At 60.8% G+C, this 10,505-nt stretch carries 9 protein-coding genes and 1 other RNA gene; 4 read left to right on the forward strand and 6 right to left on the reverse strand.

What is annotated here, in order from left to right:
• Both JJE47_08600 and JJE47_08605 read right to left on the reverse strand, forming a co-directional pair.
• Nucleotides 1-137 (reverse strand): pyridoxamine 5'-phosphate oxidase (locus tag JJE47_08600; protein ID MBK5267480.1); only part of this gene is annotated, 137 nt, incomplete at its 3' end.
• Between the two features lie 95 nt (nucleotides 138-232).
• Nucleotides 233-868: a hemolysin III family protein gene (locus JJE47_08605; GenBank protein ID MBK5267481.1), complete on the reverse strand. Its 636-nt coding sequence runs from the start codon at nucleotides 866-868 to the stop codon at nucleotides 233-235.
• 65 nt (nucleotides 869-933) lie between these two features.
• Here JJE47_08605 and JJE47_08610 point away from each other — a divergent pair, with 65 nt between their 5' ends.
• Together JJE47_08610 and JJE47_08615 are read left to right on the forward strand one after the other, a co-directional pair.
• Nucleotides 934-1,350 carry a DUF983 domain-containing protein gene (locus JJE47_08610; GenBank protein MBK5267482.1) on the forward strand — a complete coding sequence of 139 codons (417 nt, stop codon included), beginning with the start codon at nucleotides 934-936 and terminating at the stop codon, nucleotides 1,348-1,350.
• Between the two features lie 37 nt (nucleotides 1,351-1,387).
• A complete protein-coding gene (locus tag JJE47_08615) occupies nucleotides 1,388-1,783 on the forward strand; it encodes a PPOX class F420-dependent oxidoreductase (GenBank protein ID MBK5267483.1) in 396 nt (131 codons plus the stop codon).
• A 42-nt stretch (nucleotides 1,784-1,825) separates the two neighbouring features.
• Here JJE47_08615 and JJE47_08620 read toward each other — a convergent pair whose 3' ends face one another.
• Nucleotides 1,826-3,028, reverse strand: coding sequence for a DEAD/DEAH box helicase (locus JJE47_08620; protein MBK5267484.1), 1,203 nt, complete (start codon nucleotides 3,026-3,028; stop codon nucleotides 1,826-1,828).
• Nucleotides 3,029-3,083: 55 nt separating this feature from the next.
• On the opposite strand from JJE47_08620, the gene JJE47_08625 reads away from it, so the two are divergent.
• Both JJE47_08625 and ettA read left to right on the forward strand, forming a co-directional pair.
• Nucleotides 3,084-4,976, forward strand: coding sequence for an ATP-dependent DNA helicase (locus JJE47_08625; protein MBK5267485.1), 1,893 nt, complete (start codon nucleotides 3,084-3,086; stop codon nucleotides 4,974-4,976).
• 17 nt (nucleotides 4,977-4,993) lie between these two features.
• The gene (gene ettA, locus JJE47_08630) at nucleotides 4,994-6,670 is read left to right on the forward strand and encodes an energy-dependent translational throttle protein EttA (GenBank protein ID MBK5267486.1); all 1,677 of its coding nucleotides are present in this window, start codon (nucleotides 4,994-4,996) and stop codon (nucleotides 6,668-6,670) included.
• Between the two features lie 68 nt (nucleotides 6,671-6,738).
• Here the strand turns inward: ettA and serB are convergent, their stop codons facing one another.
• The 3 genes from serB to ssrA form a co-directional block, all read right to left on the reverse strand.
• Nucleotides 6,739-7,902: a phosphoserine phosphatase SerB gene (serB, locus tag JJE47_08635; GenBank protein MBK5267487.1), complete on the reverse strand. Its 1,164-nt coding sequence runs from the start codon at nucleotides 7,900-7,902 to the stop codon at nucleotides 6,739-6,741.
• Nucleotides 7,903-7,986: 84 nt separating this feature from the next.
• Nucleotides 7,987-9,891, reverse strand: a complete 1,905-nt coding sequence (locus JJE47_08640) for a S8 family serine peptidase (GenBank protein MBK5267488.1) — start codon at nucleotides 9,889-9,891, stop codon at nucleotides 7,987-7,989.
• A 105-nt stretch (nucleotides 9,892-9,996) separates the two neighbouring features.
• Nucleotides 9,997-10,348: a transfer-messenger RNA gene (gene ssrA, locus JJE47_08645) on the reverse strand.
• Between the last annotated feature and the right edge of the window lie 157 nt (nucleotides 10,349-10,505).

Consider the following 10,505-nt stretch of genomic DNA (forward strand, 5'->3'; position numbering starts at 1 on the left):
AGCGTCATCATGTTTGCTTCGGGTACATCTGCCTCGACTGCTTCCTGAAACCAGCCTGCAAACTGGTCGAAGGGGTCAGCGGCGGCATTGGCTTCCAACAATCCGTCGACGTCGTACTCGATCCGGGGCGGCTCCATCACAAATCCTGTATCGCGGCGGGAGGCTGAACCAGCCCTATCACCTCGTTGGCGACGTCGGCTCGTACATGAACGGTCTCGGCCAGGAACATCGGCTAGGTGAGCGGAACGATGTACTTCAAAACGACCACGAAGTGAAAGAGGGACCCGGCCACGACAAGGACATGAAAGACCTCGTGGTAGGAGAAAATTCGGGGAAAGAGGCGCGGCCGTTTGGTTGCAAAGGCGATCATTCCGATCAAGTAGGCGATACCACCCGCCAGCAAGAACCCCACCCCGATGGGCGCAAGTCGTTCCGACATGACCGGGAGCGGCACGACCGCGAAGCACCCCATCGTCGTGGCCAGCGCAACCGGTAGCCAAACGCGGGCCCGGTGGAACACGATCCGTTCAACCGTCCCGATGAGAAATGCCGACCAAACGATGACCAGGGTGGCGATCCTCCACCCGCCGTCGAGCAGGTTCACGGCAAACGGCGTGAACGAGCCGGCCACGAGTAAGAAGATCATCGAATGATCCACCCGCTGCATCCGGGCCTTCCAGCGTTCGCCCCACGGAATCGAGTGATATAACGCGCTCGTTGTGTACAAGGCAATCAACGAAACCCCGAAGACGATCATCGAAACCATCCGGGGGCGGTTGTTGAGGGTCGACACGATGAGAACGACCAGACCACCCACCGAAGCCACCGCCGCCGATCCATGGAGGAGGCCGCGTACGGGGTTCTGCATCAGGCCGAGTGTCATGCGTTGCACACAGCCAGCATATCGGTTTACAGGCCGTAGCATGGCGACCGATGAAACCGGTACTGCGAGGACTCACCAAACGATGCCCCCACTGCGGAGCGTCTGGCCTGTTCAGCGGTTGGTGGACCATGCACAAACACTGTCCCGGTTGCGGCATGAAGTTCGAGCGAGATCAGGGCTACGGAACCGGGGCCATGATCGTGAATACGGCCGTGACGATTGGTACATTCCTGATCGTGTTCGTGGCCATCATGGTTGTCACCTGGCCCGACGTACCCTGGTCAACCGCGTTGATCGTGACGATGGTGGTCAACACGCTCATACCGATCGTCTTCTATCCATGGTCAAAAACGATCTTTCTCGGGTTGGATCTAGCGGTGCGACCGCTTGGTCCCGATGAACTGGCCAGGGCAACCGCCTGGCTTGCCCAAAACGATTCCCCGACCAACGGGATCGACGCACGTTGAAGGTCAGGACGTTCCTCCATATGATCGCTGTCCACCTGTGAGAGACGCACCTCACTTGAACGACGAACAGTTCCTGAGTCTTGAGACATTTCGTCGCGATGGAACGGGAGTCAAGACGCCGATTTGGTTCGCCCAGGAGGGCGATGAGTTATTCATGTGGACGGCCGGCGATTCCGGCAAGGTCAAGCGGATCGGCAACAACACCGGGGTGAGGGTCGCCCCGTGCACGCGATTCGGACGGGTCACCGGTGATTGGTTCGAGGCACACGCTTCGGTTGACGCCTCCCCCACAGCCGTGCGGCGGGTCGAAGACCTCTTGAAACAGAAACTTGGCTTCCGGTTCGCGCTGTTCCAGCGTATCGATGGGATCCGGGACAACCGGAGTGGTTCGAGCCGGGGTTGCCTCACGGTCTCGTTTGCGGAGAGTTCCTAGCAACCTGACCCGGAGCGGCTTCCGACTCAGCCCTGGGCACCTCTAGCGGCGGCGACGTTTGCGCAGGGGGTTGACGACGACCTGCTCGTAGGGCGGCGGTTGAAACGCCTCAAGATCTTTTAGCCGTGGATCGTTTGAGAACATCTTGACGACCGTCGACACGACCTCGGCTTCCTTCTGAAGTGTCCGGACCTCTGTCATCTGATTCCATTCGACAAACGTGACAACCAATCCCGAGCCTCCGGCGCGAGCCGTTCGCCCTGAGCGGTGGAGATAGGTCTTGTAATCCTTGGGCAGGTCGTAGTGGATCACAATATCCACGCCTTCGATGTGCAAACCCCGGGCGGCAACGTTCGTAGCCACGAGCACCTTCGTCTTGCCCTCGGCAAACGACGCCAGAACCCGCTCTCGCTTCGATTGAGGTAGATCGCCGTGGAGGGCTTTGGCCGATACGCCCTCTGCGCCTATTTGTTCAGCAGCTTTGTCACAACCACGCTTGGTATGGACGAAGACAAGAATCCGGGTGGCGTTTTCAGCAATGGCGGCAACCGCTTTGGGTTTGTCGAGATAGTGCACCTCAATGAACCGGTGCTCCATGGTGTCCACGGTCACCGTGTCAGATTCAACCTCGTGATAGACAGGTTCCTTGAGGTGTCGTTTGACCAGCCGGTCCACGGCGCCGTCCAAAGTCGCCGAAAAAAGCAACGTTTGGTGATCGCCTTCCATCTGGCGGATGATGACGTCTACTTGAGGCAAGAAGCCCATGTCGGCCATCTGATCGGCCTCATCAAGACACACCATTTGAACGTCGGCCACCGATACATCGCCCCGCTCCAGGAAATCGATCAACCGACCAGGAGTCGCAACCACAATGTCGGCTGTGGCGAGTTCGGTCCGCTGGTCGCTCATGGAGGCTCCGCCGTACACGGCCACCACATGGAGACCGTAGGAATGGCCGAGGAACCGCAGCTCTTCGGCCACCTGCAAACACAATTCACGGGTCGGTACGAGTACCACGCCGCGCGGACGTCGCTTGATGGCCGACGTGAGTTTCATAACCATTGGTAGCCCGAAGGCGAGTGTCTTGCCCGAACCGGTCTTGGCTTTGCCACACACATCAACACCCGAGAGCGCGTCCGGGATGGTCATGGTCTGAACAGGAAAAGGAGTGATAATACCCCGGCTGGCCAATTCGGCAACGAGCGTGTCGGACACGCCGAGATCCGCGAAAGAAGTTTGAGTCATCAGGAAGAAACGATAGCGTCATTCCTACACCCCCCCGCCGTACCATGGTGAATCGATGTCCCTTGACGAAACCCTCGATGCCCTAGAGACAGTCGTCGCCGCCAAACCAGGCGGCTTCCACCGTGACGGCCAGGCCCAAATGGCGGGGGCCGTTGCGGCCGCCATAACCAATCGGCGGCACTTGCTGGTCGAAGCCGGCACCGGCACTGGCAAGTCATTCGCATACATCGTTCCGGCGGTCGTCTCTGGCCAAAAGGTCGTGATCTCGACAGCCACGAAGAGTCTCCAGGATCAGCTCGACCGTCGCGACGTTCCCTTCATTGCGGAGGCATTGGCGGCCGGCTTCCCGGTCACCTGGCAGACCGTAAAAGGAAGAGCCTCGTACGTCTGCAAAGCCCGTCTCATCGAACACACCGACATCGTGGCCCAAGATCTGTTCAGCGAGCCGATGGTCGAAGATCGATACTCCCAGATCGCCGAGTGGGCGATCGACCATCCGACTGGCGACCGTGACGATCTGCCGTTCTCCGTGGATGACGACACCTGGGCGACCGTGTCGGTTTCTGGTACCGAATGCCCCGGACGCGACAACTGTCCAATGGGCACAACCTGTTTCGCCATGCAAGCCCTCGACCGGGCCGAGGACGCCGACCTCGTCATCGTCAACCATCATCTGTACGGGACCCACCTCATGTCCGATCGAGGGGTCCTACCGGACCATCAGGTCGTGATCTTCGACGAAGGCCATCGACTCGAAGATACGTTCGCGTCGGCATTCGGTTTCGAAATTGCTCCGTGGCGATTCCGACAATTGGAACGCGCCTCACGATATTTGCGTGGTGTCGCAGGAACCAAGGCCACCGAGAGCCTCCTGGAAGACCTATCCCGGGCCGGGGAGGGAGTCGAAGACGCCCTCGGTCATTTTGATGGAACCAGGGTTGCCGTGCCTTCGGACTTGAAAATTCCTTTCGAAGCCGCCGCCAGGGTGGTCGCCAAGGTTCGCAAACTGGCCGAGAAGACTCCGGCCCCAACCCAATCCCAGGAAGGTGCCAAAGCGCGGCTGGTCCGATTGGCCGGTCACATGGAAGCCGACCTTGGCCTTGGCCACCAACTGCCCGATGGGTATGTCGGCTGGGTGGACCGGAGGTCCTACAACGTGGCGCCGATCCACGTCGGCAAACAACTGGCTGACCTCCTGTTACACGACACCACGGTAATCGTCACCAGCGCCACCCTCACCACCGGAGGGTCACTGCTTCCACTGGCCAGCGCACTCGGGTTCGAGCCAGACGAGACGACCGGACTACGGGCTCCGTCACCATTCGATTTCGAGAAACAGGGCCGCATCTACGTGGCGAGTCACCTACCGGAACCGAACGCCGAGGGATTCGGCGAGGCGGCCTCCGACGAAATCGTCCGGCTTGTCACGGCGGCGGGAGGCCGATCGTTGATCCTCACCACCTCCTATCGGAACCTGGAACGCTTTTCCGAGGCGCTGCTCGGACTTGATGAATTCGCCATTTTCACCCAGGGAGACCTCCCCAAACGACAACTCCTCGAAAAGTTCGAAGCGGACGAGACATCGGTACTCGTGGCGACTATGGGATTCTGGGAGGGAGTCGATGTCGTCGGCAGATCGCTTGAGCTCGTGGTCCTTGATCGACTTCCCTTCCCCCGGCCAAACGACCCGCTGTGGGAAGCCCGCCGGGAAGCCGCAGAACTGAGCAGACAGAATCCCTTCATGACGGTCGACCTTCCCCGGGCCGCCATGCTGACCGCTCAGGGGGCCGGCCGACTCATTCGCAGCACAACCGATCGGGGCGTGGTCGCACTGCTCGATTCTCGAGTCGCCAACCGACGGTACGGTCGGACAATTCTCAACACGCTGCCGCCGATGCCCGTCCTCACCGACCTGCGTCTCGTCGAGGAATTCCTCGCCCAGCACTGACGCTACGCTGTTCGCCCATGGCAAAAGAGTTCATTTACACGATGATGCGGGTCTCCCGCCACCATCTCCCCGACCGCACCGTCCTCAAAGATGTCACCCTGGCGTTCTACCCGGGCGCCAAGATCGGGGTCATCGGCCACAATGGGTCCGGGAAGTCGTCGCTGCTCCGGATCATGGCCGGCCAGGACGACGGATACACCGGGGAGGCCAAACTCACAGATGGGTTCACGGTCGGCTACCTCCCCCAAGAGCCCCAACTCGACCCTGACAAGAACGTCCTCGACAACATCATGGACGGGGTGGCCGAAACCCAGTCGCTCATCGACCGCTACAACGAGGTGTTGGCTGGATGGGCCGACCCCGACGCCGACTACGAGCTCCTCGGCAAGCAACAGGCCGATCTCGAAGGCAAAATCGAAGCCGCAAACGCCTGGGATCTTGATCGACAGGTCGCCATCGCCATGGATGCCCTGCGAGTGCCACCCGCCGACGCCGACGTCACCACCTTGTCGGGTGGCGAACGACGACGGGTTGCGCTCTGTCAGCTCCTCCTGTCCCACCCCGACCTGTTGCTACTCGATGAACCAACCAACCACCTCGACGCCGAGTCGGTTGCCTGGCTGGAACGGTTCCTGGCGGATTACACGGGAACGGTCATGGCGGTAACCCACGATCGTTATTTCCTGGACAACGTGGCCGGTTGGATCCTGGAACTCGACAACGGCAACACGTATCCGTACGAGGGTAACTATTCCGGATGGCTTGAACAGAAGCAGGCCAGGCTCGCCCAGGAGGAGAAGCAGGTCTCGTCGCGCCAGGCCACCCTGGCCAGGGAACTGGCCTGGGTTCGCCTGTCCCCGCGAGCCAGGCAGGCCAAATCCAAGGCTCGCCTGAGCGCCTATGAGGACCTACTCGCCGAGTCGAAGGCAGATCAGGCTGCCAAAAAGGGGCTCGAACTCACCATCCCGATGACCAAACGCCTCGGCAACACGGTTATCGAAGCGAGCGGACTCCGCAAAGGATACGGAGACAAATTGCTGATCGAAGATCTGACATTCATGCTCCCTCCGGCTGGCATCGTTGGCGTTATCGGCGCCAACGGAGCCGGGAAGACAACCCTATTTCGCATGATTACGGGTCAGGAACAACCCGACGGCGGTGAGCTCACGGTCGGCGAGACGGTCGATCTCGCCTACGTTGATCAGTCACGAGACACGCTTGACCCGAACCTCACGGTGTACCAGCAAATAACCGATGGCAAGGACATCATTACCATCGGCGGCCGGGAAATGAACGGACGTGCCTATGTTGCGTCGTTCAACTTCAAAGGGTCCGATCAGCAGCAGAAAGTCAGCGAGTTGTCCGGTGGCGAACGTAACCGGGTTCACCTGGCACGGATGCTCAAAACTGGTGGCAACGTCCTCTTGCTCGATGAGCCAACCAACGACCTCGACGTCGACACGTTGCGGGCTCTTGAGGATGCGCTTGAGTCGTTCCCCGGCTGTGCCGTAGTCATCACCCATGACCGTTGGTTCCTCGACCGGATCGCCACTCACGTACTCGCCTTTGAAGGTGATTCCGTGGTTCGCTGGTTCGAGGGTGGCTTCACCGAATATGAAGATCGCCGCCACGAAGAACTCGGAGCGGCCGCCGATCAGCCGCATCGCATCAAGTACAAGCCACTCGCTCACTAGCCAACGCCCCTTTCGTCCAAGGCGTGTGCTGACGGTTCGAAATCGGTGGTCCTCGGCGTTCAGGCGACTCAGTCCTCTTCGACGTCCTCACGACGGATTCCCAGGACGAACAAGATGGCATCGAGGTACGGGACACTTACCGACGTATCGGCTGCCTCCTGAACGATCGGTTTTGCGTTGAACGCCACCCCCAAGCCCGCCGTGGCAAGCATGTCGAGATCGTTGGCCCCATCGCCCACCGCCACAGTCTGTTCAAGCGGGACGCCTTCGCGGTTGGCGAGTTCGACGAGTAGCTCCGCCTTGCGCTTTCGATCGACGATTGGCCCGATCAACTGGCCGGTAAGCACGCCATCCACGATCTCCAATTCGTTGGCGAATACGTGGTCGATTCCGAGTTCGGCGCCCACCTTGTCAACGAAGAACTGAAAACCGCCAGAAACCGCAGCCGTGGTGTACCCGAGACGACGGAGCGTCCTGACGAACGTTCGCGCCCCAGGCGTCAGCCGCACCCTTGCCTGCGCCCGGTCGAGGGCGGCCTGATCCAAGCCGGCGAGCAGCGCTACCCGAAGCCGGAGAGATTCGGTGAAATCGAGCTCACCCGCCATGGCACTGGCCGTGATGGCGACCACCTCATTCTGAACGCCGGCCTCGTCGGCCAGCAGATCGATGATCTCATCCTGGATAAGGGTGGAGTCCACATCGAGGAAAACAAGGCGCTTGGCACGACGACCAAGCCCTTCCCGCTGGATGGCCACATCAACCCCATGGCGGACCGAGGACTGCAATAGACGGGACCGCATGTCTCCGGCGTCGCCGCCCGAGACTATGAGTTCATAGCTGAAGACCGGCGTTCGCGATAGTTGGGCGATCCGGTCGATATTGCCCCCACCGCCGGCAATGGCATCGGCCACCCCGGCTAGGGCCGCCGCGGACAACTCGCGGCCGAGAACGGTTACCGCATGACGCACGGGACTCGGGGGCGGGCTGACCTCCGCTTCGACGACCTCGAACTCGATCGACATCGACTTCTGCCAGCCGTAGTAGAGCAGGTCTTTGACCGTTGAGGCACTCTCGGGGATGTCGACGAGCAGGCTCAGGTTGAGCCGATCGTGGACCACGGTCTGTTCCATATCCAGAACTTCCGCACCGGCCGACGCCAGGATCTCCAACAACCCGAAGGTGATTCCGGGCCGATCGGTGCCGGTTACATGAACAAGGATCGACTTCGACATTCCGCCAGGCTAGTGCGCAAGTCGGCGGGCTCAGACACGCGCCGGCGCCCGAACCCGCGGGGCGCCGATCCGAATTGGGAGCCCCTAGGTGACGCCGAATCGTGGAGTACGGCACCGGATGAACGCCGACTCACCCTGACCGACCATGCAAGGTACCGGGACATCTGTCTGCTGGCGGAGCGGAGCGGCCAGGTTGGTTGTGACGAATGAAAGCGGAACAAACGTGGCCGATGCGGCCGAGGCAGGGGTTCCAGGATCAATGCACAACGAGAGTGAACCATCATTGTTCTTCACGAGGTAGCTACCCGCCGGGATCGCCGAACCGTTGTAGGTGTCGACGACAGTGCCAGGGCCCACGATCCCGGTTACCGGCGTGGGAACCGCCCGACAATCTTCGGCCGGCACCGCCCCCAACACCACGTTGCCAAATCCGAACGTGTTGTCCTTGCCCTTGGGGCCGAGGTCCAACGAATAGTCCTGGAGTGCCTGCACGACCCGATCGGGCGTCCAGTTCGGGGCGGCGTGCATGATAAGAGCAGCAAGACCGGAGACATGAGGCGCCGAGGCCGAAGTTCCGATGAACCCATCACAAGCTCCAGCCGTTCCACCAAAAGCGCGGGTGATCACTCCGTCAGCTGACACAAAGTCCGGTTTGATTCGACCGTCGATCGTCGGGCCAAGCGAAGAGAAGTATTCGATCTGGTTGTCGGCGAAACACGAGGCGCCCACTGCCACCGTATGCGGCGAAAACGCCGGGTCGGCGATGGATCCGGTCGCTACCGGGTACTCCAGACCGGATTGCCCGAACACCAACATGTCAAGTTCGCCCGGGTTGTTGACCGAATGTGCCCGAACCTCGATATAGACCGTCTTGGGGACTCCCGTGGCGTTGACCCAGTCCATGTTCTCGACCGGTGGCTGCGGATGCTGACCGTCGGCCTGATCGCCAAAGGACCAAGCCAACGGCGTGGATCCGGTTAGGTCCCAAAGGTATAAATCCAGGTCTTCGCGGGTGGTCGGCCAATTGTCCCACTTCAGAAAGACGCTCAATCTCCCGCCGCTCGGTACCACCGTTGACAGGTCGAAATCCGCAGGCGACCCGAAACGTTGGAGGGTGACCCCACCAATGGTGATCGGGTTCCAGGCGCCCTTCCAATGGTCCTGCGTATAATTTCCGGCCGCAGCCACCCAAAGAATGTCGGCCTCGTCGGCGCGCCTCGCCGCGTTTGAGGCGCTAGGGGCCCCGGCAGTCCCGTCCCCCCGATCAGATAAGAACCAGGCGCCTGAATGGTTGATGATGTCGATCCCTTGAGCGATCGCGTAATCCACAAACGCTTCAAGATCGAACTCATCATCGACACACACCAGATAGAGCTGAGCGGCGGGAGCAATGTCATAGACGATCTCTGCCACGCCGGTGCCGTGGGCTCCCCCGCTTTCGAGCGGGTTGGAACAGTAATTCTTGGTGATGGCGCTCCCGGGAAGGTCACCGGACGTGACTGCTTCGGCACGCCCTGCGAACCCAAAGTCTACGACGGCTACTTTGACGCCGATCCCGGTCATGCCAAGGGCGTGCCAGGTGTTGGCGCCAGTGGTACCGACGCCCTGCGACTTCACAGCTAGCGGAGCGGGAGGGATCATCTCGCGGACTGACGCAATCCCGGGCGCCCGCTCCAGGCCCCGCAGGGCCGCGACCGGCAATTCCACCTTGAATGACGAGCCACCACTCGCCAGGACCCGTCCACCGGCCTTGCTCACCGACTGGCGAGCGTCGGTTTCCCGACCGGTGTAATCGACCCTGACGGTGACTTTCCCGGCACTGGACCTGGCAGCCTGGGCCAGCGATGCACCGAATTCGTCGAAAGAGTCACGGTTGACATCGATGGGAACGGATCGCTCGGGTTCACCCTGAGCAACGGCCGGACTGCTGAGCAACGACGCGACTACCACGATGGCGAGCGACGTTGACCATATCCTGCGTCCGGGCATCGCCTACTCCCTGGGTGTACGAACCAACATAGTAAATCGCCGTGGCCGCTAACCAGCGTCGCTTCCGAGAATCACCGACCAGGACCGCAGACCGGTCTGGTTGATCAGTGGAGGTGGGGGGAGTCGAACCCCCGTCCGTTGCACCATCTGCGCCGCTTCTCCGAGCGCAGCCAACAGCAAGCATTCGGACCAGTGGGGCTCTGATGGCAAGTTTCCCTCTGACCTATCCGGAATTGTCTTAGCCCCTCAGTCCCGGAATCCCTCGGGGAGCGTCCTACATTGCGACGTCTGGGTCCGGCGAGGTAGGTACCCTCCGGTCAGACGAGCAGCCTATTTAGGCTGCCAGGGCGAAGTTATCTTCGGCACCTATTGGTGTTCCGGTTCTTTAACGAGGACTCCGGAGACCTCGGCTCGCTTCAAGCGCTTCAACATGCAACGTCGAAACCGTTTCACCCCCATATAGGGATATTGGCAAGTATAGGCACCACGGCCGATAATCGGCCATCGGATAACCGGACCCGGTTAGGCAACCGCGACAGAATCCGAGCTGGCCATGGCGGGGGCGAGAATCCGCAATGCGGCATCGACCACGTGGGGGTCGAACTGGGTGCCAG

The sequence above is a fragment of the Acidimicrobiia bacterium genome, assembly GCA_016650365.1.
In the GTDB taxonomy this organism is placed as follows: Bacteria; Actinomycetota; Acidimicrobiia; order Spongiisociales; family JAENVV01; genus JAENVV01.

What these genes read in the sequence shown, in the direction of transcription:
- JJE47_08605 (MBK5267481.1), bottom strand. Translation starts at nt 868, where the DNA reads ATGCAGAACCCCGTACGCGGCCTCCTCCATGGATCGGCGGCGGTGGCT.
- JJE47_08610 (MBK5267482.1), top strand. Translation starts at nt 934, where the DNA reads ATGAAACCGGTACTGCGAGGACTCACCAAACGATGCCCCCACTGCGGA.
- JJE47_08620 (MBK5267484.1), bottom strand. Translation starts at nt 3,028, where the DNA reads ATGACTCAAACTTCTTTCGCGGATCTCGGCGTGTCCGACACGCTCGTT.
- JJE47_08625 (MBK5267485.1), top strand. Translation starts at nt 3,084, where the DNA reads ATGTCCCTTGACGAAACCCTCGATGCCCTAGAGACAGTCGTCGCCGCC.
- ettA (MBK5267486.1), top strand. Translation starts at nt 4,994, where the DNA reads ATGGCAAAAGAGTTCATTTACACGATGATGCGGGTCTCCCGCCACCAT.
- serB (MBK5267487.1), bottom strand. Translation starts at nt 7,902, where the DNA reads ATGTCGAAGTCGATCCTTGTTCATGTAACCGGCACCGATCGGCCCGGA.
- JJE47_08640 (MBK5267488.1), bottom strand. Translation starts at nt 9,891, where the DNA reads ATGCCCGGACGCAGGATATGGTCAACGTCGCTCGCCATCGTGGTAGTC.